Source organism: Vallitalea okinawensis (assembly GCF_002964605.1).
GTDB classification, from domain to species: domain Bacteria; phylum Bacillota; class Clostridia; order Lachnospirales; family PQDH01; genus Vallitalea_A; species Vallitalea_A okinawensis.
Genome location: NZ_PQDH01000005.1, coordinates 317,309 through 340,321, shown reverse-complemented (window position 1 = coordinate 340,321; position 23,013 = coordinate 317,309). Strand labels below are relative to the sequence as shown.

General features: G+C 33.1%; 20 protein-coding genes. 15 read left to right on the top strand and 5 right to left on the bottom strand.

From position 1 onward, the window contains the following. Positions 1-55 precede the first annotated feature (55 nt). The 4 genes from C1Y58_RS15940 (at position 56) to C1Y58_RS15925 (ending at position 4,297) form a co-directional block, all read left to right on the top strand. On the top strand, positions 56-925 hold the full coding sequence (locus C1Y58_RS15940; protein ID WP_170311617.1) for a LysR family transcriptional regulator: 870 nt from the start codon (positions 56-58) through the stop codon (positions 923-925). 168 nt (positions 926-1,093) lie between these two features. Further along, positions 1,094-1,621 (top strand): sigma-70 family RNA polymerase sigma factor, encoded by a 528-nt coding sequence (locus C1Y58_RS15935; RefSeq protein ID WP_157950144.1) that lies wholly within the window; start codon positions 1,094-1,096, stop codon positions 1,619-1,621. After that, entirely contained in the window at positions 1,593-3,086 is a 1,494-nt protein-coding gene (locus C1Y58_RS15930; protein ID WP_105617076.1) for a DUF4179 domain-containing protein, read from the top strand. Before C1Y58_RS15935 ends, C1Y58_RS15930 begins: the two co-directional genes overlap by 29 nt. A 95-nt stretch (positions 3,087-3,181) precedes the next feature. Beyond that, positions 3,182-4,297, top strand: coding sequence for a copper amine oxidase N-terminal domain-containing protein (locus C1Y58_RS15925; RefSeq protein ID WP_105617075.1), 1,116 nt, complete (start codon positions 3,182-3,184; stop codon positions 4,295-4,297). Between the two features lie 55 nt (positions 4,298-4,352). Here the strand turns inward: C1Y58_RS15925 and C1Y58_RS15920 are convergent, their stop codons facing one another. After that, positions 4,353-5,105, bottom strand: coding sequence for a methyltransferase domain-containing protein (locus C1Y58_RS15920; protein WP_105617074.1), 753 nt, complete (start codon positions 5,103-5,105; stop codon positions 4,353-4,355). 14 nt (positions 5,106-5,119) lie between these two features. Then, positions 5,120-6,013 (bottom strand): AraC family transcriptional regulator, encoded by an 894-nt coding sequence (locus tag C1Y58_RS15915; RefSeq protein WP_105617073.1) that lies wholly within the window; start codon positions 6,011-6,013, stop codon positions 5,120-5,122. Positions 6,014-6,218: 205 nt separating this feature from the next. Here C1Y58_RS15915 and C1Y58_RS26495 point away from each other — a divergent pair, with 205 nt between their 5' ends. Then, positions 6,219-6,356, top strand: coding sequence for a hypothetical protein (locus tag C1Y58_RS26495; protein WP_157950143.1), 138 nt, complete (start codon positions 6,219-6,221; stop codon positions 6,354-6,356). Positions 6,357-6,460: 104 nt separating this feature from the next. Here C1Y58_RS26495 and C1Y58_RS15910 read toward each other — a convergent pair whose 3' ends face one another. Together C1Y58_RS15910 and C1Y58_RS15905 are read right to left on the bottom strand one after the other, a co-directional pair. Then, positions 6,461-7,279: a helix-turn-helix transcriptional regulator gene (locus tag C1Y58_RS15910; RefSeq protein ID WP_157950142.1), complete on the bottom strand. Its 819-nt coding sequence runs from the start codon at positions 7,277-7,279 to the stop codon at positions 6,461-6,463. A gap of 60 nt (positions 7,280-7,339) precedes the next feature. After that, on the bottom strand, positions 7,340-9,355 hold the full coding sequence (locus tag C1Y58_RS15905) for a beta-galactosidase trimerization domain-containing protein (protein ID WP_170311616.1): 2,016 nt from the start codon (positions 9,353-9,355) through the stop codon (positions 7,340-7,342). Positions 9,356-9,711: 356 nt separating this feature from the next. Here C1Y58_RS15905 and C1Y58_RS15900 point away from each other — a divergent pair, with 356 nt between their 5' ends. Genes C1Y58_RS15900 through C1Y58_RS15890 form a run of 3 tightly spaced genes read left to right on the top strand, consistent with a single transcriptional unit; the run spans position 9,712 to position 12,429 of the window. Further along, complete coding sequence (locus C1Y58_RS15900) at positions 9,712-10,533, top strand: hypothetical protein (RefSeq protein ID WP_105617070.1); 822 nt, start codon at positions 9,712-9,714, stop codon at positions 10,531-10,533. A gap of 42 nt (positions 10,534-10,575) precedes the next feature. Next, positions 10,576-11,724, top strand: a complete 1,149-nt coding sequence (locus C1Y58_RS15895; RefSeq protein WP_105617069.1) for a sensor histidine kinase — start codon at positions 10,576-10,578, stop codon at positions 11,722-11,724. A 15-nt stretch (positions 11,725-11,739) separates the two neighbouring features. After that, complete coding sequence (locus C1Y58_RS15890; RefSeq protein WP_105617068.1) at positions 11,740-12,429, top strand: response regulator transcription factor; 690 nt, start codon at positions 11,740-11,742, stop codon at positions 12,427-12,429. Here the strand turns inward: C1Y58_RS15890 and C1Y58_RS15885 are convergent. Further along, a complete protein-coding gene (locus C1Y58_RS15885) occupies positions 12,416-13,264 on the bottom strand; it encodes a DMT family transporter (RefSeq protein ID WP_105617067.1) in 849 nt (282 codons plus the stop codon). The genes C1Y58_RS15890 and C1Y58_RS15885 overlap by 14 nt on opposite strands. A 140-nt stretch (positions 13,265-13,404) precedes the next feature. Between C1Y58_RS15885 and C1Y58_RS15880 the strand changes: the two genes are divergently transcribed. The 7 genes from C1Y58_RS15880 (at position 13,405) to C1Y58_RS15850 (ending at position 22,808) form a co-directional block, all read left to right on the top strand. Next, positions 13,405-14,742, top strand: coding sequence for an aminotransferase-like domain-containing protein (locus C1Y58_RS15880; RefSeq protein WP_105617066.1), 1,338 nt, complete (start codon positions 13,405-13,407; stop codon positions 14,740-14,742). A 108-nt stretch (positions 14,743-14,850) separates the two neighbouring features. Then, positions 14,851-15,708 (top strand): helix-turn-helix transcriptional regulator, encoded by an 858-nt coding sequence (locus C1Y58_RS15875; RefSeq protein WP_105617065.1) that lies wholly within the window; start codon positions 14,851-14,853, stop codon positions 15,706-15,708. A 44-nt stretch (positions 15,709-15,752) separates the two neighbouring features. Beyond that, positions 15,753-16,100 carry a VOC family protein gene (locus C1Y58_RS15870; protein ID WP_105617064.1) on the top strand — a complete coding sequence of 116 codons (348 nt, stop codon included), beginning with the start codon at positions 15,753-15,755 and terminating at the stop codon, positions 16,098-16,100. Positions 16,101-16,666: 566 nt separating this feature from the next. After that, positions 16,667-17,254, top strand: a complete 588-nt coding sequence (locus C1Y58_RS15865; protein WP_105617063.1) for a diguanylate cyclase domain-containing protein — start codon at positions 16,667-16,669, stop codon at positions 17,252-17,254. A gap of 263 nt (positions 17,255-17,517) precedes the next feature. After that, positions 17,518-18,492: an aminoglycoside phosphotransferase family protein gene (locus C1Y58_RS15860; protein WP_105617062.1), complete on the top strand. Its 975-nt coding sequence runs from the start codon at positions 17,518-17,520 to the stop codon at positions 18,490-18,492. Between the two features lie 713 nt (positions 18,493-19,205). Beyond that, entirely contained in the window at positions 19,206-21,482 is a 2,277-nt protein-coding gene (gene gshAB / locus C1Y58_RS15855) for a bifunctional glutamate--cysteine ligase GshA/glutathione synthetase GshB (protein WP_105617061.1), read from the top strand. Between the two features lie 237 nt (positions 21,483-21,719). Next, complete coding sequence (locus C1Y58_RS15850) at positions 21,720-22,808, top strand: GNAT family N-acetyltransferase (protein WP_105617060.1); 1,089 nt, start codon at positions 21,720-21,722, stop codon at positions 22,806-22,808. The last annotated feature ends 205 nt before the right edge of the window (positions 22,809-23,013 follow it).

Here is a 23,013-nt window from a genome sequence, read left to right as displayed (position 1 = left end):
AACGAATTATTTAAATTAGTATAATCGAAATTATTGATCATACATGGGGGTAATTATGAATATTGAAACACTAGAATCGTTTGTCTTGTTATCAGAAAATAGGAATTTCACTAAAACAGCTGAGCTGCAGTATGTGGTACAGTCAACCATCTCCAATAGAATCAATGAACTAGAAAAATTTGTTGGTAAGGAATTATTTATTCGAGACAATAAAAATGTAGAGTTGACAAGGGCTGGTAAGAATTTTCTTCCTTATGCAAAGAGGATGCTCATGCTTAGAACAGAAGGGGTTATCAAAGCTAGATCGACTGGTATTTACGATGATCGACTGGCTATAGGTGCTGTAGATTCCATCTATCATGGCGCTATTAAAGATTTGGTAAAAGAATATTTTCAGCACTTCCCTAACATAGCAGTGAAACTTAAAATCAACCATTCTGATGAGATAATAAAATTATTAGGTGACGAAATATTGGATATAGGATTTGTGTATCATAAACCTAAATTATCTAAATTTGAGATATTACCTTTAAAAGATGATGAGATAATCCTTGTTTCAAGTTCTGTAAATAAACTTATTATAAGAGATCAGATAAGTTCTGAGGAATTAGCAGACATCCCTTTGCTATATGCTAATCTAGGAGAAGAGTTTTTTAGATGGTTATCAGAACAATTAGGTGACAGCCCATTACTGAGATTGTCTACGGATTCAGTTACTTGCACTTTAGATTATGTAAAAGCGGGGTTAGGGTGGGCTTTTGTTCCACAATCAATCGTATCAAAAGAGTTAGATCAAGGTGAATTAATACACGTTAAAATAATGGATTCATCTCCACCAACAAAAAAAATATTTATGCTCATCAATAAAACAAAAAAGGATACATTGGCTCTTCAAAAATGGCTTGATTTAGTCAATATGAATTAAGAAGTTTTATCAGATTGCGTAGGAGTTATTCATTCCTACGCTTACTTTTATAAAGAATTCAATCAAAAGTAAAACTTTTTTAGTGATTATATTATCTAATAGATAAAGCAAAATGCATTTTACTTAAGTGATTTTATAGACATGAGGGGGAGAAAGTTGGAGGAATTGGTGAAAAAGGCTAAAAAAGGGGACAAAGAGAGCTTTGGTCAGTTGATTACTTTGGTTCAAGACAAGGCTTATCGTGTTGCTTATAGCTATCTAAAGAATGAAGAAGATAGCATGGATGCTGTTTGTGATAGCGTTGAAAAAGCTTATATAAAAATAGGGGGTCTTAGAAATTCTGAGTACTTTCAGACATGGTTTATGAAAATCGTTATAAACACTTCTATACAGCTATTGAACAAACGCAAAAAGAGGGAAAAAATATTTAGTACCTTATGTGATGAAGCGGTTTATACTACAGAAAATTCAATAGAAGATAATATCTATATAGATGAGATATTAAATAAGATGAATAAGAGAGATCAAAAAATACTCTATCTTCGTTATTGGAAAGATGAAAAGATTAAGGATATTGCAGAGAGGTTAAATATGCCCATTAATTCAGTAAAAACACGGTTATATAGTAGCTTAAAATCCATAAAGAATGATATGGAGGTGGAAAGTAATGAAAAAAAATCATTATCAAATAGATGAAGAATTAGATATCCCCGAAATTCTCAGTGATCGAATAAAGAGTAGAATCGATCATATTGACTATCAACCTAGAAAAAATCATGGAAGAACCGTTATGCTAAGTTGTGTTTCCATACTGCTCTTTCTAAGTGTTTGCGTGGGAGCAATGATGGTATCACCTGACTTTAAGGCATATGCAATGGAGATACCTTTAGTAGAACATCTAATGGGGTGGTTTTCTGATGATGACAATTTTGAATATGCTAAAGAGCATGGGTATCCTGTTGATAATATACAAGAAAATAATGAAGAAGGGTATAGTCTTTATATAAAAGACATCTATATGGATCAAGCTCGAGTCTCGATGAAGATTGGGATGATAGGACCAGACCAACAAATGATTAATTTAAACGATTACCATGTACAGGTACGATTAGGTCCAAGTAATATAACATTACAGAGAGGCGTGACTACAGAAGACCCGTGGTTCTATTTTGATGTTGATGATTATATGATTCAATACACTGAAAAAGATGTGGTTAATATCGATTATCAAGTAACTATAAAAAAGCAAGATTTTGCCTATACCTCACAGATATATAGCTATGATATAAGCTTCAGTGAGCCAATTTATTATGCCATTAACCATCAGGAAAAAATGGAAGGAGCAGATTTAGACATATATGCCTTAACGGCTTATCCATCCTATCTTGAAATGCAGTATACAGTAACAGCACATGAAGGATATGCAAAGCCTGATATAAGAGGTTGGGAGATAGTTGATAACTCATCTAGCTACTATACTCATTATGATGGTGCCACTTTTAATGGCATTACCAAGAGTTTGATTGAACCATCATTTTATTATGATGATGATAGACCAGAGGTATTAACAGCTACATTTGAGTATTTAATATACCCTTATCAGCAATATGTAACAGTCAAAAAGGAAGATAATTTCTTAAATAGTTTTACTGTAGGTAGTCATAGCTTTACCATTGAAGAGGTATTTGATGCTGGAGTAAGAAAGGATGACTTAGGGCTTGTACTTACATGCAATGACACCATTAAAGCTTCAGAATTTCCTAAGATGGATATTAGACGTGGCGAAAGTGATAATTGGGAGCAGGGTATAGTAAGAGATGATTTTAGAGGGAAAGTATTAACAAAGACTGAAGCTGAAAAGGTATTAGGCAGTTCTTTAAAAGATATTCTAGAGTTGCAAGAATTAGAGTTAGATGATGCAGTAACGGGTTTTAAATCATACTATCAAGAACGATATGATGATGATGCTGATAATATGGAAATTCTATCAGTTTTAAAAGGACTTAATCAGTATGATGAATACTATTTTTTAGAGAATCATGAGTTAGTAAGTGAGCAAACATATATCTTTAATAGAATGCCTAAGCGAGATATTTATACGATAGCGATCTATGGGGAGAAAGAAATAGAAGAAATAATTATTCCAATTTCATTAAATTAATAAAAATTTCTCAGATTTTGGTACCTCTTTTATATGCTTTTTTTCGAATATTATGTTAGAAGATAAATTTTAAAGTATATTTAGGAGGTATTATCATGAAAAGAATAATTTCTTATGTAGTAATTTGTACTCTTGCCCTATCATTATTCACAATGAACATATCAGCTAATAACGGAAAAGGTAAAGGGAATAGTAAAGAAGATGTTAAAGTAACTCAAACAGATAAAAAGAAAGAAGATAACAATAATAAAAAAGAGCAACAGCTTGAAGAAGAACAAGGAATCCAGGTAGAAGAGAATCAAGAAGATACAATAGATGAAACAATTAAGACAGAAGAAGTTGAGAAGAATAGTAAAAAGCAAAATAAAAAAGAATATATTGCTGCTAAAAAAGAAGAGTTAAAAAAACAATATACATATGAAGAGCTTGAGGATATTGACGAATCAGTTAAAAAAATCAAGGATAAGTATAAGGAGGCAAAAGTATTAGAAGTCGATAGTGTAGTAATTGGTAATGGTAAGATTAAGTTTGATACACCTCCAGTGATTAAAGAAGGAAGAACTTTAGTTCCAGTTCGTGCTATCGTTAATGGATTTGGTGCAGAAGTTGATTGGAATGCTGAAACTAAAGAAGTTACTATTGTGAAAGATGATGTTACAATTATCATGGAGTTAGATAGTGATGTTGTTTACGTTAATGGAGAAGAAGTAGTTTTAGATGCTAAGACAGAAGTCATGAACTCAAGGACTTATGTTCCATTAAGATTTATTGCTGAAACACTTGGATTAAAAGTGTCATGGGATGATGATAGTGAAACTATAGAGATCGATGAAGAAGAGACAACAGAAGAAGAGGCAACAGAAGAAGAGGCAACAGAAGAAGAGGCAACAGAAGAAGAGACAACAGAAGAAGAGACAACAGAAGAAGAGACAACAGAAGAAGAGACAACAGAAGAAGAGGCAACAGAAGAAGAGGCAACAGAAGAAGAGGCAACAGAAGAAGAGACAACAGAAGAAGAGGTAACAGAAGAAGAGACAACAGAAGAGGGAACAACAGAAGAAGGAACAACAGAAGAAGGAACAACAGAGGAAGAGACAACAGAGGAAGAGACAACAGAAGAAGAGACAACAGAAGAAGAGACAACAGAAGAAGGAACGACACAAGAAGCAACTGACAATATAAGCGATGAAACATTAGTGAATCAACAATAATTGAAATAGTAATGATACAATAAAAACTCCTCAATAACTGAGGAGTTTTAAGTCTTTAGCGATATGCTTCAAATGTAATGGTCTGTGAAGGGGTTGTGGGATATTGGCCATAATTATAATCCGAAGAGACAACGATATCCTTAAATCCTACGTTCTCTAAAATAGTTTTGAATTCTTCTACACCATACCAGCGAAGAGGAAAATATTCTAATTCACTTTCAATAAGCTTTTTATCACGCCATTTTTCATAACGCATATGTGAGACAGTATATTGTTCAATATAATTAACTTCAATGAGTTTTTCATCAAGTGTAATGAGGTCACCGGTTGGAGTGGTCCAGTTCCTTGTAGAAACTATACCTAAGTGAAAGTCTGTTTGCAAGAAGATGTCAAGTATTATACGTCCACCTGGTACAAGGTGATTGTAGAAGCATTTTAATGCGTTTATTGATTCATTTCGTTCTTGAATTAATAAAAATGAACCGGTAGGAATGATGATAGCTTCATATGTATTGGGTAATGAAAAAGATTGCATATTAGCCTCATATAATTGCGGGGTTAGCCCTCTTTCTTCACAATGAGAACGACATAGGGATAACATATCTGATGAACAATCCATGCCTTCTAAGTTAAATCCTTTATTAAGTAATGGTATGAGGATACGACCAGTTCCAACAGCTGGTTCGAGAATCGGTCCGTCACAGTTAGCCAGGCGAGTAGCATAAAACTCGATATCCCCAAAAGATTTACCAATAGGTTTATCCAAATCATATACTTCAGTAGAGAGTTGACTATAAAAACTATACATAGACTTCCTCCAATTTATCTTTTAGTTATAGGTATATAAATATCCATGGATAATTTATCGTGTTCCCAAGGGTGACACCGCTCATCGTAAAATTCAAAATCCAGTTTAGTATCATCAATTTCATAACCAGAAGAAGGGAACCATTCTTCTAAGATATACTTCCAAGTTCCTTGTATGGAGCTGACAAAGTCGTCTTCATGAACTAGTGGAGTAGTAAACACTGCATAGGTTGCTTCTGGAACTTCCAGTTGGAACATTTCTTCTATGACCTTATCAAAACTAGTAACTTCTACACCAAGGACATATGAAAAGTCATCGGTTTCCATGTTTGTATTGACGCAAATACCATATTCACCATGACGAGGAGGATTTTGAGTATGATAAAGATTACTTTCTTTACCCTCAATGTTGCATTGATCCCAGAAAGCTGGGATGTCTCTTGAATGAGCATTATTTCTTAAGGTGGTTTTGAATTTATAACCAACAATCTTAAAAGCATCTCTTTGTATTATTTTAGGTTGCAAGATAATACCTCCAGTTTTATTTTCTTTTAATTTTCTTAAATTAACTTTTTGTGGAAGTCCGATGGGTGCATGTAATCGATAAAATGTTGGAGCATAGCCAAAGCACTTTTTAAATGCCTTAGTAAAACCAGCATGAGTGTCAAAACCATAGTTAAATGCAATATCACTCACCTTGCTATTATTACTGAGCTCATGAAGGGTGTATTGGAGCTTGCGCCTTGTAACATATTCCATTACAGGCATACCAACAAAGCTATTAAATACTCTATAGTAATGATAGGTTGAAAAGCCTGCTATGTCAGCTAATTGATTGACCGTTATCTTCTCAGTAATGTGATCCTCTATATAATCTAAAGTCATTTGTATCAAATTCATGTAGTCCATCGGCTACCTCCTAAATTTAACTGTCCGTACGGTAAGTATATAGTATCATATTATATTTAATTTCGCTTTTCCTAATTTGCTAAGTTGTGAATTATCATATATAAGTAGAAAGATATAAAGATTTGAAAGGTATCATTTCATACGATAAAATGTATAATGATAATATAAATGAAAAAATAAAATTAATTCCTAACAGCAACTATAAATGGATAAGATAGACCAACAGGTAGATGAGGAGATAGGTGCTCTTTTTGAAGAAGATGAAGAACCAATAAAAGAGATAAAAACCATTCAATGTCCGGGTTGTGGAGCTAGTAACGTGTCTAACCTAGAAAAACTGTAGAATGTGAGTTCTATAGTTCCAAGCTGACAATATAATATGAAGGATCGTTAAGGAGCATGATTTCATGCTTCTTTTTATGTACTATTCTAATTGATATAACCTAGTCACTTACCATAAACGCTATTAATATGCTGATAATATTTAGGAGAACAATTAGTATGTCTTTTAAAGTAGTTAGAGAAATAGAATTCATCATTAAAGCGGAGGTCAGCAGCTACTTGACGAATGGACTTATCTGTGAAGATGAGTTCTTTTTTTGCTTGATCCAATAGATGGGCGTTGACAAACTCCTTAATAGTAATCCCCATATCTTTCTTAAAAACTCTTGATAAATAGGAAGGGGAGATATTCATTGTATTAGCTAAATCCTTAACGGTAATACCGAAATGGCAGTTGGAGTCTAGATAGCTACAAAGGGATTCATATTTTTTTATCTTTTTAGCGTGCTTAAGTAGATAGTCTGTATGAGGCTCTAAAAAATAAGCTAAAGTTTCCCAAAGTATGGATTTACATAACAGTGTTGATTTTAGATCTTGTTGACTAGCCAGATCAGTAAGGTTGTAGAGATCTTGGCTATAAAAAGGCATGGAGATATAATCATTGAAACAGTCAAAAACATCGAGACCGGGTACTAATTGCAAGTCGAAGTGAAAAAAGAATTTCTCCATATAATGATCGCAACCAAGACCATATAATTGTCGCCTTGGTAAAAGGTATATATGACCTTTTTTTAATAAGTATTTCTCATTAGGAGATTCTTTATAGAAATATGCAGAACCTTTAGTGATGTAATAAAGTCTATGGGCTGGATCGAGGTAATAATATTGCCACTTAGAATCAGCATTAAGATGACCATTAAGATAAAGACTTAATTTAAGGTTATTGAATAATGAATGAAAAAGTGGGTATTTTATAAGTTCCATAAAAAAGCTCCTTTCCATGCTGTTTGTGTTCTATTATAGCATAGAAAAGAACTTTACTTATTAATATTTTAATTCGATTAATTGATGCCCTTCAAAACGATCTACATGAAAATGAAGTCTTTTATCACTTAGCTCAAAAGCTACAGATAGATTTTCAGGTTGTAGTCGTATTTCTTTAATAGGGTGATCAAGCTTCAAAGAAATTTCTATATCATATAAAGGATAGATATCTTCGATTATTTCTAGAAGTTTGGCTCTTTTTATTGGTACATAGTGGAGGAGATGAATAATATAGCGTTTAGCATTTGGTTGATCATTAACAATGGCTTCAAGAGTTGATGGACCAGTGTGAGTCAGAATACGATCACCTAATAAATAGTCAATAGCATTCTGAACGTATTTTTTGCACCAACTAGCCCCATACTCATCATATATTTCAAAAACATTATGAGCTAAATAAAGTGTATTAGATGTTTCTATGGCAGCAGGTGTACCGATATTACCATAGGATGGGGTTTGAACATGAGAACAAAAGTGGGCTGCATTGCGATAGAAAGGTGGTTCAGTCACATGAAGTAAGATATTTCCCTTGTCACCAACCGAAACCTTATTAGCTTGAGCGTACATGACATGTTCTGTTTCTGGTAAGTCTTTACCTAGAGGACCTTGGGGGATTATGTAATCAGCATAGTCCTTTCTAAAATGTAGAAGACCTCTCACTGGTTTACCTTCGACGTCCAGTTCTTGATCCTCGTTCATTGTTGCACCTAATGGTAGCATGAAGTCATTGGCTTTTTCATCAGCACCAGAAAGGAAAGTAGCGAGAACTTTGCCACCCTTATGCATGTAGTCTTTTAGTTTATTTACAAGATCATTTGTTATAGGGATGCGATCAGGAAGTATAATAACTTTATACCTCGTAAAGTCTGAATCACTACTGATAATATCGTATTGATAACAGGATTCTTTAAGGAGCTTATGGGCTCCAGTCAATGCTTTTTCCTCATCAGTATAAAATACAGCTAATTCAATAACGGGTTGGATATCGTCACACCAAGGTTCTTTTTCTTCAACCTGGCAATAAACAGCGCTAATAATATCATAGGCAGTTTCGTCAAGATGACCTAGGGGATGAAGTTGGTCGCCAATTATGCATTTGCCGCCAAGTGCCATGAGCATAAAGCATTCATACTCTAGAGCTGCCTGATTTTTATAAGAATGCATATCTCCCCATCCAGTATGGAACTTACCTGTATGACCTGCATAATCATACCCATAAGTGCGATTAGTCCTCGTTATGATTGGAAAGTTATTGTAACTGCCATGACCCGATGGTAATGCATCGAATTCTAGATGAGTAAAGTCTTTTAAATGACTCTTATGGTCAGGTTGAATATGACCGCTGTTATAATAGATTGAACAATCCGGTATGAGTTGGTGGACGAAATTACTCATATCTCGAGTAAAATCTTGTATAGACAGCTTAGCAAAGGCTATACGGTCTTCAGGTTTTCTCCAATCCAAACCTTCCTTTTCCATCTTTGCACGACAAGAAGGGCAAGCGCATGGGAGTAACCAAATAATATCAAAGAAGAAACCATCAAGAGTTGGTATCATTTCACAGAGTTCTTTAACATGAGCTTTCAAGAAATCCCGATAAGAGGTATTAGTACATAAATAACGATAGAATCCAGGGCTAAACAGTTGATCTAATAATTGACCTTCAGCGTCTCTGCATAACCATTCAGGGTGGCGCATTGCAGTATAGTGATCCCATTGAACTGTGACATAGACGGGTACTCGTATGTTCTCCTCTTGACATGCTTCTACTTGCTCAAGTAAAAGATTTTTGTTGGTTAAACTGGGATGAATGCGTTCAGGAAAAGCTTTTGATGGATAATAAAGAAACCCATGATGGCATCTTGCAAAACAAGTCACAGAATTGACATGAGCCTTTTTGAGGGTGTTGACAAATTCACCTTTATTAAAATTAGCTGCTACATTTTCCATAAGTTCACTGGTATGATAATCGAGATGTACTTGGCGAAAGGGTAAGCGCACTTTTATATTGGACATATGAACACTCCTAACGATTAAAAGATATTTAATGAAGTTATTATCACTATAGCACTGTGTATAGTATAAAGCCATGTAACTAACAACCCATTCCATGTAATTTTATGAACAAACAAACCTATTGCTTTTCGAGTGAAATTATAGTGCCTATAAAGTTCTTATGAGCACTATCTTTTTTGGAGGAAAGTTGTCTATATATATTGGAGATTTTTTATAGTTTTTTATTTCTTATTTTATGAAATTTTTAAACTTTTTTTATTTTACTTTTAATATTGTTCTTTATACTTGATTTATCAGTTGATAGTTAAAAGAAAAACTAATTCATAATAAAATTGAAATTAAAAGGAGAAATGAATATGAGTAAATTATTAACCATTTATAATGTAATGAAGGAAATGAAGAAAGCTGAAGTAAGAAAAGGAACTTTTGATTTAGAAGTATCCAGCGACGGAGAAAATATTGTAAAGCTAAGTAATGATTTTGAATTTGATATGGATTTCGATGATGAAAGTAAAGGTGGATTTAGAAGTCATATGAAAATGGATATGGGACACGGACCAAGACATTTTCATCATCAGCAGTTTAACATGAAACAAATGGATGATATACCAGAAGAATTAAAAGAAAGTATAAGAAAGCATGAAGAAAAGCTTGAAGAACTTGGTTTTAGTAAGGAAGAAGTAAATGAAATGAAAACTGCGCATATGGAAATGATGAAATCCATGCATATGAGTAAATTAGATCGTGCAATGTTCATGATTAAATTGCTAGATCAAACAACTTTAATTGAAAATGATGACAAAAAAGTGTTATCATTAGATATACAAGAAAGTGATTTGCCTGAGGAATTTAAGGTGATTATGGACCATAAAAAGAAGCATATGCAGTTTAAGAAAAAATGCATGGAAAAAGTCAAAGAGAATGATCTAGATTTTGAACCATGTCATACATTCAAAAATGAGCAATTCAAGAAAAGATATGAGGTGATGAAAGAGATTCATTCATCTGTAGAAAAAGCCGGATTAACTCTTGAAACACTTCAACCAGAAAACTTAAATATTAAGCTTGAGATTAATGATAAAAACCAAATTGAAAAAGCTATTTCAACGATCAATTTAGTAGACGAAAATGGAAAGAATATAATAATAAAAGCCCAAAAGAGTAGTATAAACATATAATTTTACTAGCCCCACTTGGTAGTGGGGCTTTTGGAGGATGTTATGAACAAAAATAAGTGGGAAGCATTTAAACACACACATCATAAGCATGGTAGGCATTTTATGAATCAACATACGGATGCTCACTATAAAAATTTCAAGAGATATCAAAAAGCCTTAAAGTTGATACCATTAATTTTCATTTTGATCAATATTGGGATTTTTTATCTGTTATATAAATTATCACAATTGAATCTACCCATATTTATCTTAATATTTATCTTTACAATGGTCGGCATAAGAGAGATTAGTGGTTTAATCTTTTCCATAAGAATGAGAAAAAAAATTATGGACCCTATAGAAACCTTGAAAGTAGGTGTGGACCAGATTTCTAGAGGAAATTATGGTTTTACTATCGATGATTATCCTCATAACATGATTGGTGGGCTCATCGAATCATTTAATAAGATGAGCTTAGAATTAAAGGCAGCTAGAGAGATAGAGGAGCGGTATGAAATAAATAGAAAAGAACTCATTGCTGGTATATCCCATGATCTTAAGACACCCATAACATCCATTTTAGGTTACGTTGAAGGTATTAATGAAGGTATAGCTGACACCCCAGATAAGATGAAGCAATATATGGATATTATTTACTTTAATGCTAGCTATACGAACAGATTGATTGATGACTTATTCTTATTCTCAAAACTAGATATCAATCAAATGGAATATCAATTCAATACAATCAATGTTTTGGATTATTTTACAGATATCTTTATAGAAAAGAAACTTCAGATAGAAGAAAAGGGAGCGACAATAGATTTTCAATGTGTTGTTGATGATACAATGACTCTTGATCTAGATGGAAAAATGATTTATAGAGTAATCTCAAATATATTAAACAATGCTCTAAAATACTGTGATAAAGACACCCCAGAAATCCATATACATTTAAGTGAGTTAGAAGGTGAAGGAAAAGGAATTAAGATTGAAGTTAGGGATAATGGACCAGGAATAGAAGCAACCCAGTTAGAGAATATCTTTCAAGTTTTCTATCGGGCGGATGCTTCAAGAAACAAAGACGTTGGTGGTACAGGTTTAGGACTGTCTATAGCTAAACAGCTTATAGAAGCTCATGGTGGTCAGATATGGGCAGAAAGTGAAATAGGCGAAGGAACGACTATAGGATTTACACTAATGAATGGATAAGTGGAGGATTTGATGATGGCTAGAGTACTCATAATAGAAGATGATAAGAATATTGCAGGACTTGAAAAAGATTACTTAGAAATTAATGATTTTAAAACCAAAATAATTGGAGAAGGCATAGCAGGATTAAAAGAAGCATTATCAGGTAACTATGATTTAGTGATTGTTGACCTTATGTTACCGGGAATAGATGGGTTTGATATATGCAAAAAGATCCGTGACAAACTTGAGATTCCAATTATTATTGTATCAGCTCGAACGGAAGATATTGATAAAGTGAGAGGTTTAGGATTAGGTGCAGATGATTATATGACAAAGCCCTTTAGTCCTAGCGAGTTAATAGCTCGTGTTAAAAACCAGTTAGCCAGATATGAACGCTTGCTTGGCAAGAGTAAAGAATCTTCACTTATCGAGATTAATGGGATTACGATTAATAAAGATTCTAGAAAGGTGTGGGTAAATGGTGTAGAAAAATCATTCACTACAACTGAGTTTGATTTGTTATTGTTCTTTTCATCCAACCCTGATATTGTTCATAGTAAAGCGATTTTATTCGATAGAATATGGGGTGAAGATGATTTTGGTGATATAGCAACGGTTGCTGTTCACGTTCAAAAAGTAAGAAAAAAGATTGAGAAAGATCCAGCCAATCCTAAAATTATTGAAACTATTTGGGGTTTTGGTTATCGATTTAATAAGTACTAGTCTCTTTTCTTTGTTGATAAATACCTCTTATTATGACTGTCAAAATAACAATAAAACCTCCTATGAAAGCGTATATACCAGGTGATTCTCCTGTAGCTAGAAATACCCAGATAGGATTAAGTAAGGGTTCAAGAACAGGAATCAAAATGGCTTCAACGGGTGAGACATATTTAATGGAGAGAGTATAAAATATATATGAAATGCCCAATTGAAAGATTCCCAAAATGAGAAGAGCTAGGATGCTTTCGAAGCTTGGGGTAGAAATGAAGAAAAAGGGTAGACCAATAATCAACATCATGATATTGCCAACCAAAGTCATTTCTACTGGTGAACCTTCATTTTGTAGCTTTAAGAAGATTACCACACCAGCCATTGATACACCACTTAATAGACCAATGAGATTGCCAAATAGATTGCCACTATTCAGATCACCAATAAAAAATAAAACCATTCCTGATATAAATGCTATGATTGCTAGCCAGTCATAGCTTTTTACTTTTTCTTTTAAGAACCATGAAGAAAACAAAGCTACCCATACTGGTGAAGTAAACTGTAGTAAGATGGCATTGGCTGCAGTTGTGAACTTATTGGCCGTAACAAAAAATATTAAGAGTGATGTATAAGTGAGAGCTCCTAAGAATTTTGTCTTTCCTAGCTTTATATGCCATAAAGGCTTTTTTAAGAATACTAGCATAACGATTGATGCAATACCACTTCTTGCTCCAGCAATAGCCATAGGGTTCCAGTCAATGATTTTAATAAATAATCCACCTATACTCCATAAAAGAGATGCGATGATGAGGTACAATATAGCTTTTTGTCGTTGTTTATTCATTTAGGTAACTCCTTTGCTTCATTTCTGATTTTCCATTATAATCAAATTATAGCAGTTTTAAAAATAGGGTACAACTTGAAAAAAACCACTCTGTACCGGTACAGATTATTAAGTCGATAGAATTATATGGGAGTGATACCGTGAAAAAGAAGTATGAGCTAATCATGGAACATATACAAGATAAAGTTGCATCAAATGAACTCACACAAGGGCAACGGTTGCCAGCAATAAGAACCATGTCAAAGCAGTTCAGCTGTAATAAGTCCACGGTCATAAGAGCTTATAAAGAGCTTGAAATGAATCATAAAATCTATGCTATTCCTAAGAGTGGGTATTATCTTGTGGAACAGCATCCTTTGAACAATCATCATCATGGTCCTATTGATTTTTCGCAGGTGTTACCAGATCATAGACTATTACCTTATAAAGAATTTAATCATTGTATAAACCGAGCCGTAGAGGTTTATAAGAGTGATTTATTTTCATACAGTGATGCTGCAGGGCTTCCATCATTAAGAAAAGTACTAGTAAAGCATTTTAGTGAGTACCAAATTTTTGCATTAGAAGACAATATCATGATTACCTCTGGTGCACAACAAGCTCTTAGCATATTAACAAAAATGCCTTTTCCTAACGACAGGAGGCTAATTGCTGTTGAGCAACCGACATATAGACTCATTCATAGAATGGCTGAGTTAAATGGTTATAAACTTTTAGGAATCAATAGAGATCATAATGGATTAGATCTAAATGAGCTGGAGAGAGTTTTTAAAGAAGACGATGTTAAATTTTTTTATACTATCCCTAGGTTACATAATCCTCTTGGAAGCAGCTATACTGAAAAAGATAAAAAAAGAATAATAGAATTAGCCAATAAGTATGATGTGTACATTGTGGAAGATGATTATTTAGTTGATTTGGATACCAATAAAAAGAACATGCCCCTATATTATCATGATTTATATAATCGGGTTATCTATGTAAAAAGCTTTTCTAAAGCTTTTATGCCTGGTATACGTATTGGAGCAGTCATACTGCAAGAAAAAATGAAAGGCACCTTTTTAGCCTATAAAAAATGCGAAGATTTAAGTACATCAGTTTTAGCTCAAGGAGCATTAGAAATCTTCATTAAAAGCGGTATGTATAAACGACATATTCAAAAAGCTCAAAAAGACTATAAGAAAAAGATGGATATCTTAAGACTATATTTAAGAAGTATTGATACAAGTAATGTAGAATGCATTGTGCCTGAAACAGGCTTTTTTGTTTGGATTAAAGTATCTAAGAGAATTAAAATGAGTCTTCTAAGTAGTAAGTTAAGAGAGAAAAATATATACATATCTCCTGGAGAGGAGTTCTTTATCGATAAAATGGAGCAAATGAATAGCTTCAGACTATGTATTTCTCATCTTAGCCATGAGGAAATTAAGAGGGGGATTGAAGAACTCTTTGGCGAGATACAGAATTTCTCGCAATAGATTAAGGTATATTGATTGTGATAACCTTTACATGTATTGACAAAAGAACGTGCATTCGGTATGATGAGTATAACGTAATTATTTCTAAAACTACAAAGGACTGGTTATGTGGTTACTAATGATTTTTGTATCAATACTTATAGAGGTATTACTTCGAAAAATATGATGAATCAGACCTATTTTATGCCTCATCCCATGTTGAGACAATATATAGCCAACTATACGTTGCTATACTCTACTTCTACATATACTGAGGTAGCTGATACTACACCCGAGGACTTGATTATTATTCCTGATGCAAGCGGCTGTTTCATTTTTGGATTTGATAATTGGGGGGCATATAAGAATTGCTGGGGGCCAACATCTAAACCTGTCAAGGTCAAAAAGAATAATCTGCTAAAAGATGAGAGAATGTTCTTTATCGAGTTTTTACCAGGTGGACTTAGTATGTTGACTGGTGTTGAACAAAAGGAACTAAAAGATATGCATTGCACCATTTCTGATATTAGCAGGAAGCTAGCAATGATTTTGAGCGATGTTATTCAATCTGCAGATGGTATCGATCATTTAGTCAGTGAGGTTGATCGTATTTTATTAAGCTGGATAGAAAATAACAGTAGGAAACAGTTGAATATTACATCAGCTATTCATAAAATTAGGCTATCAAGAGGTAATATATCCATTAAAAGGTTAGCAGAAAGTGAGTATATCAGTGAAAGGCATTTAAGAAGATTATTTGAAAGAGAAATTGGTCTCAGTGTTAAGATGTTTGCAAGATTAACGCGACTGAATAATAGTCTTAGAGTCTATAAGAGTAATCGAAATAGAAGTGACTTGAATATGCTTCAAGATGGCTTTTTTGATGAATCTCACTTTATTCGAGATTTCAAAGAATTTTGTGGTACTACGCCTCAATCTTTTATTAAGAATATGTCCGGTTTTTACAATGAACCCTTTAAATATTAGTCTACAATATATATAGTCGTAAGGTTTATGAAAGGAGTCTAACTATGAAAACAAGATTAACACATGTAAGAGCGAATGTATCTAACTTAGAAAAGTCAATTGCCTGGTATGAAGAAGTATTAGGATTTGAAAATGATGGTGTCTGGCCACCTGATAATCCAACATATGTAGGTTTTCGTTCTGAAGAAGGGGCTACCTTTTCAATTATGGAGGCTAAGAACAATAAGTCATATGGCAGATTTAACTTCGCTGTAAAGGATGTGGATGAAGTATGGGAACGTCTTAAAGACAAAGTAGAGGTAGTAGAACCAATTTTTGATACACCATGGGGGACACGTAAATTCACAATTAAAGATTTAGATGGTAATGAATTAGGGTTTGTAAAAGGATAAGGGGAATCAGAATAAATTAATATAGTTTTACGTAAAAAGTCAGAAAAGAACTGACTTTTAATATTTTCATCACAGTTCTATCACAAGTAATCTTTATAATATTTTTTGTCATCCAAAAATCTCTATAAACCTAGAGTGCATTGATAATGACTAAGGCGAAGCTGATTCTTCGCCTAAGCCTCCAATGCAAAGTTTATGATGTTAAATTGTCTATTTTTAAAGCAGAATATCTCCATCTTCTATAAGTAATGGAGGAATCAAATCGTCTACGAGATCTATAGATGTATGGAATTGTTATTACAACCGTAAAAATATAAGTGCAGAAGTTTACTTAAAAAGCAAAACAGATTAAAGACAGAGAAACTCTTAACTTTTATATTTTCCATCACAGTTCCATCACAAATGTTCTTTATAATAGTGTTTAGTCATTCAGAAATCTCTATTAACCCTGGAGTGCATTGTCAATGACTAGGGCGAAGCTACTTCTTCGCCTGAACCCCCCGATGCTTTATAAAATGAAATCAGCTATTTTGCAACTAATTAAGTAATAAGGGAAGTGATTGACTATGGAAAATAATTTATGCTTAATATTATTTCTACTCTTTGCATTTTTTGTGCTAACAAATTCAATATTTAGCTCAGCTATAAAAAACTTTTTTAATAAACCACAAGCTACTGGTTCTACTGAATATTTTAGTAGAAAAGCAGGTGTAGAAACTATAGAAAAGCTGAAAAATAGGCATAAAAGGAAAAATAAATCTTTTAACGTTTGTATTGTAGAGATTAATAACTTAAATCAAATCATTAGTAATCATGGAAGTAAAGAAGGAAATCTTGTCATCAATAAGTTAGAAGATATTATGAGTAAAAGACTTAGCAGAAGAGATGAAATAGTACGATTCAGCAAAGAAGAATTTTTGCTTGCTTTAACGAATAAATCTTATAAAGAAGCTGAAGAAATAATGATAAGAGTTTTAATTGCTGTGAAGAGATTTAATCAAAATTCTCATAAACCCTATAAGATTGTGTTTAACTACGGACTGACACCTTATCATCCAGGAAGTGGACATACTACTAATCAAATTATAGCCCATGCGGATCAAGCATTACATAAATTCAGAAGGCGAACAGCACAAAAATTAGTGATGAGGTAGATACAAGTGTTTCTGACAGATTAATGTTAGAGATACTTTTTATTTTTTAAAAGTAAATAGTGATAACATAACTTCAAGTATTCTTGACATATTTATGTCAGGAATACTTGTTTATAATGAAAGAAAGTACTGCATTTTTCTCGTAAAGTACCATACTTTCTTGCACATACAAGAAACGTGCCTTTAGCTACTTTTCTTGTAATGCAGGTGAAGGCTATGTTCTTAATACTGATGAAATAATAAACAAAAAGGGAGAAAAGACCATGAAGACTTGGAATGAAAATAGGATAATTGGTTCTGGAATCATCAGCGCTGTTGAAAAGTACCTAGGGGGTCAAGTCGTTGATATTAAGGATAAAGGACAGTGGGTTCGTCATCACTATGAGGTTACTCTGGATACTCGTAGCAAAATAATATTTAAACTTATTACGAATGAGGAATGGTCTGTTATTGCTCATGAATCAAATGTGATAAATATGTTAAAACAGTATGATCTACCTGCACCAGAAATCATTGCTATAGATGACACGTGTGAACTAATACCTTATCCCTATACCATTCAGCGCTACTTTGGAGGTATACGACTGGGTCAAGTGCTGGAAACTGCTACAGAAGAAGAAAAAATACTTCTCTTTAAAGCACTGGGTGATTTCTATAGACGACTACATGCTATTAAGGGGAGAAAATCTGGTTTATGGGATGAAAATGATCCCTATCAAACTCGATACCCTGTTTCGCCTAATGATTATATGTTACAAGCTGAAATAATTAATGGAAGTGGAAAAATGGCACTAGAAGAAGGAGTGATTACTAGAAAACAATATGTTGAAGTAATCAAATTGTGGCAGGAGAATCTAGACTATCTAAAAGATCACGAGCCTGTAATGATTCATGTCAGTCCATTTTATTGGAATATATATTTTGATAAAACAACCTCATGGAAGATAAGAAAGATTATGTCATTAGGGGATGTCATGTGGTGGGATAAAGCATATGACATAGCAACATTGAAGTATCCACCATTCGGTAAATATGATCCGGATTTATGGAGAGAATTTATAAAGACATATGGAGAAGAGCCAGATGAAAAAAGATTATTACTGTATGCTCTTATGCATCGTTTATGCTCTGCAATGGGAGTATATATGGAGCCAAAAGGATATGATAGAGAAGCCCTAAAGAAATCACTATCGAATGATATTGAAGAGATAATCAATAGAATTGGAGCGTTGGACTAATGCCATTTAGATTCACTATTAACTGATTGTATACAGTTCTTTTTCTATAGGTGGAACAGGCTCACAATATCTATATTATTGTACAATATATACAATAATATCAAGGTATAAAAGGATTAAATATACAGAATGCAATATTTAATAGATAGTTAATGATTAGTCAATGGATTCGTAATATATTTCATCTATAATGAAAAACATGGATATCTTATTCGACATTTTTTTCTCTTAATCAAGGCATGTGTTGGTATTTATTATGTCTTAAGACACGAAAGATAGAATTAAGGAAATTAAGAAAGAATAATACATAATAATGAGTATCCAATGAGTTAGTTCGGGGAAACGGGATAAATATAGAACATAAAGCGGAAATTTTATTAATAGTCCTTAGGAATGAAAGTGCTTAAGCACTGAGTTCTATTATAATTAGAGGCCATCATTTTGATGGCTTCTTTTCTTGTCTTAAAGTAAAGGAAGAGTTTGAGTATATAACTTGTCTATAAAGTTAACATAATGATGTGGGTATTATTAAAAAAATAATTAAATTATTGTTAATTTCTATAAAGTAATTGAAAATAATTATCCTATATGGTATCATATTTTATTATATTAGAATATACTTATATTAACATAGAAACATGTATATATGATTACGTGTTTATAATAATAAATTGATTGAGATGATGATTGATAAGTCTCAACGGAGGTAGATTATGTTGAATAAGCTCTTTAATAAAGAAAACAGTAGATTATTACTGGAAGGTAATTTTGGAATGGAAAAAGAGCATCTAAGGGTTCAAAAAAATGGTGAAATTGCATCAAGCAATCATCCAGAAGCTTTTGGCAATAAATTAGCTAACCCTTATATTACAACGGACTTTTCAGAAAGTCAACTAGAGATGATAACACCTGTTTGTAAAAGTATTAATGATGTTCATCAAATGTTGGAGAATATCCATGATATTGTTTCTAGTAACATTGATGATGAATTACTTTGGCCAGGATCTTTACCACCTGAAATTTTAGATGAAGATAGCATCAAAATAGCTATGTATGACCGGAGTAAAGAGGGGAAAGGGCAAGAAGCATATCGTCAGTTTCTAGTAGATAAATACGGGAAGAAAAAACAGTTACTCTGTGGTATTCACTATAATTATTCTCTATCAGATAGAGCTATAGAGTGGATGTTTAAAGAAATAGGTTTCAATGAGGGTAATTTACAGACTTTTAAGAACCAACTGTATTTGAAAATCGCGCGTAATTTTATGAAGAATAGATGGTTGTTGGTATACTTGATGGGAGCTTCACCCACAGGTACTGCATCTTTTGTGGATAAATCCTATCCTCACGCCATATCATTAAGAAATAGTCAGTATGGTTATTGTAATAAAGATGAAATTCTCCTTTCATACAATAACTTAGAAGAATATGCAGAGGACTTTAGAGAGTATATATCAAAAGGTACACTGCAATATGAAAAGGAACTCTATAGTCCTATACGATTAAAATCACATCCTTTCAATATCGATGGCTTACTTGAAAATGGCATCAATTATTTAGAAATGAGATTGTTAGATGTTAACCCATTGGATAAGGTAGGTATAACTATCGATGATTTAAGGTTCATTCATTTATTCATGTTGTATAACCTTATGTTGGATGAGAGCAGCTTAAGTAAGGCTGAGCAATTACATGCTAATGATAATGTCAATCGTGTAGCTTTGTATGGACGCCAAGATGGTTTAACTCTGAATGATATCAATGGTCAGGAGAAAGAATTAGTTGTTCATGCTAATGAATTATTAGCTAATATAAGGACCATGGTTGACAAGTTGACGGATGATGTGGAGTGGCACAATGCTCTTAAGATTCAAATGAATAAGTTAAATAATAAGGAGCTATTACCTTCATCTCAAATTGCTAGTTATGTTGAAGAGAAGGACTTTAAAAGATTTAATCTTGAGCGAGCAGCTGAGTATGCTCAAGAGACCAAACAAAAGAGTTATCGATTGAAGGGCTACGAAGATCTAGAGCTCTCTACACAAATTCTACTAAGAGGAGCAATTAAAAACGGAGTGGAGTTTGAAGTCTTAGACCGACAAGATAATTTTATAGCATTAAAGAAAAATCAACGACTTGAATATGTAAAACAAGCCACAAAAACTTCATTGGATTCTTATAGTACTTTTCTTATTATGGAAAATAAACTAGTCAGCAAAATAGTTTTAGAAAAAGCCGGCGTAAAAGTACCAGCTGGAGCGATATATACAAGTGGGGATGAAGCACTTGTAGATTATAAATACTATAGAAATAAAAAAATTGTTGTCAAACCAAAGTCTACGAATTTTGGTATAGGTATCACGATAATTAAGGGATTGAAGGATTATGAGACCTATGAGAAGGCTGTAAAGATGGCTTTTAGTCATGACCGATCTGTACTTGTCGAAGAGTTTATTAAAGGGAAAGAATATCGTTTTCTTGTTATGGGAGATGAGACTATTGGAATTCTGCATAGAGTACCAGCTAACGTTACTGGTAATGATCATCATACCATCAGAGAATTAGTTAAAGCGAAAAATGAAGATCCGCTAAGAGGTAAAGGCTATAGGACTCCTCTAGAAAAAATCAAGTGCGGCGAAGCTGAGGAACTTTTTTTGGAACTTCAAGGTTTGACTTTTGACTATATACCAAAGAAAGATGAAGTCGTTTATTTAAGGGAAAACTCCAATATTAGTACAGGTGGAGATAGTATTGATTTTACTGATGATATTATTCAGCCCTATAAGGATATCGCAGTAAAAGCAGCAAAAGCCGCAGGAGCAACCATTTGTGGTGTTGATATCATGATAGATGATATTATGGCAACACCTAATGAAAATAACCATGCTATAATCGAAATTAATTTTAACCCTGCTATTCATATTCATGGATTCCCGTATAAAGGGGTTAATCGAAAAGCTGAGGAAAAGATTCTCGATCTATTATTCTAGTTGCCTTTTAAATGATTAAATATCGTAGATATAGAGTGCATAATGGAGGTATTTTGCTACTGAGATTATGTACCTTTTTTTTGCTTTACTTTAAATAGGTTGATTAGAAATTCATTGTGTGATATTGTGTAAATTCACTTATTTCACATAAATATTCACAAAAATGCAATTAGTGCTTGTGTTTTGGTATAGACCAGTATATAATGAATTTAAAATGTATATAAGGGGGTAAGTATCATGCAACAATTGAAAAGCTGTTCAAAAGATGAATTTCAACAAGCGTTAGATCTAATCAATGCGACATTTCGTGAAGGAAAGCAAATGATGGAAAAGGAATTTCCTTTATTATTATCTGAGGAGAACTCTGAACGCAGGGTACTTATGAAAGTTGATGATGAGGTTGCAGCTATTGTCAACTATTATAAAAGCAATATACATATAGAAGGGACTTCAGTAAATGTAGGCTCTATTGGAGCTGTTTGTACAGCAAATAATCACCGTGGCAAAGGCTTTGCTACAAAAATACTGAATGAGATTGATCAGAGGATGTTAAATGAGAATATCCATGTACAGTTAATTTCTGGTGATCGTGCACTTTATACTAGGAGAGGCGCTTCATTTGGAGGTAAAGTATTAAGAGTTAAACTAACAGAAAATAAAAGTAATCATCTTTATACATATGAAGAGGTAGAAGAAAAAGACGTCATATCCCTATTGAAAATTTATAATTGTGACAGTACTCGGTTTTATCGTAACCACGATGAAATGGTGGCTTTGATGTATGCTGGCAAAGCTGCATACGAGCATTTTAAGAAGGTATATTTAAACAATATGCTCATTGGGTATTTTGTTATTTCTGAAAACTTTAAAAGAGTTGTTGAGTTTGGCGGTTCTTTACCATTAATTATCCAATCTATTCAACAATATCAACTGGATAATAAGTTAGGTGACTTGAATCTAGATCTATTATCTGACAGTAAGGATATCAGTGTGATTTATGAGAAAAATTATGAAGTTGAAGAGAGGAACCATAACGGTACAATCAAAATAATTGACATCAATGGGCTTTTGAATGCACTAAGACCTTATGCTATACAATATATACCAGAAGATGTTTTTGATTTAATAAAAGTGGAAAAGAAAGTTGATTCTTATGTGTTTTATTATAAAGATGAGGCTATTTCCCTAGGTGGTGATAGCGAACTTGTTAAGTTGATATTTGGTAGTTGGGATGATACAGCAAAAAAAGATACCGAGCTTAACGGTATTTTGCAAGAGATTTTTCCTATACCATTTCCGATGACAGATAATTTAAATTTTATTTAGATTGTGACTAACCGTAAGGTTAGTCTTTTTTTGTGGAATAGGGAAGTTCGAGTTTTGCTTGCAAGGTACCGTACTTACCTATTTCAGTTTAACGTGGCGTTAGCCACTTTTGTACTTAATAGTTCATTCGTTAGAATGGAGTACTTGATAATCCTATTATGTATTTAAAAAAAACAAAATGGATACACTGAAAGTAGCGGAGAAT

Excerpts from the sequence above, each read along its gene's own strand:
- C1Y58_RS15940 (WP_170311617.1), top strand. The coding sequence starts at position 56 with ATGAATATTGAAACACTAGAATCGTTTGTCTTGTTATCAGAAAATAGG.
- C1Y58_RS15930 (WP_105617076.1), top strand. The coding sequence starts at position 1,593 with ATGAAAAAAAATCATTATCAAATAGATGAAGAATTAGATATCCCCGAA.
- C1Y58_RS15925 (WP_105617075.1), top strand. The coding sequence starts at position 3,182 with ATGAAAAGAATAATTTCTTATGTAGTAATTTGTACTCTTGCCCTATCA.
- C1Y58_RS15920 (WP_105617074.1), bottom strand. The coding sequence starts at position 5,105 with ATGTATAGTTTTTATAGTCAACTCTCTACTGAAGTATATGATTTGGAT.
- C1Y58_RS15915 (WP_105617073.1), bottom strand. The coding sequence starts at position 6,013 with ATGGACTACATGAATTTGATACAAATGACTTTAGATTATATAGAGGAT.
- C1Y58_RS26495 (WP_157950143.1), top strand. The coding sequence starts at position 6,219 with ATGGATAAGATAGACCAACAGGTAGATGAGGAGATAGGTGCTCTTTTT.
- C1Y58_RS15910 (WP_157950142.1), bottom strand. The coding sequence starts at position 7,279 with ATGGAACTTATAAAATACCCACTTTTTCATTCATTATTCAATAACCTT.
- C1Y58_RS15905 (WP_170311616.1), bottom strand. The coding sequence starts at position 9,355 with ATGTCCAATATAAAAGTGCGCTTACCCTTTCGCCAAGTACATCTCGAT.
- C1Y58_RS15900 (WP_105617070.1), top strand. The coding sequence starts at position 9,712 with ATGAGTAAATTATTAACCATTTATAATGTAATGAAGGAAATGAAGAAA.
- C1Y58_RS15895 (WP_105617069.1), top strand. The coding sequence starts at position 10,576 with ATGAACAAAAATAAGTGGGAAGCATTTAAACACACACATCATAAGCAT.
- C1Y58_RS15890 (WP_105617068.1), top strand. The coding sequence starts at position 11,740 with ATGGCTAGAGTACTCATAATAGAAGATGATAAGAATATTGCAGGACTT.
- C1Y58_RS15885 (WP_105617067.1), bottom strand. The coding sequence starts at position 13,264 with ATGAATAAACAACGACAAAAAGCTATATTGTACCTCATCATCGCATCT.
- C1Y58_RS15870 (WP_105617064.1), top strand. The coding sequence starts at position 15,753 with ATGAAAACAAGATTAACACATGTAAGAGCGAATGTATCTAACTTAGAA.
- C1Y58_RS15865 (WP_105617063.1), top strand. The coding sequence starts at position 16,667 with ATGGAAAATAATTTATGCTTAATATTATTTCTACTCTTTGCATTTTTT.
- C1Y58_RS15860 (WP_105617062.1), top strand. The coding sequence starts at position 17,518 with ATGAAGACTTGGAATGAAAATAGGATAATTGGTTCTGGAATCATCAGC.
- gshAB (WP_105617061.1), top strand. The coding sequence starts at position 19,206 with ATGTTGAATAAGCTCTTTAATAAAGAAAACAGTAGATTATTACTGGAA.
- C1Y58_RS15850 (WP_105617060.1), top strand. The coding sequence starts at position 21,720 with ATGCAACAATTGAAAAGCTGTTCAAAAGATGAATTTCAACAAGCGTTA.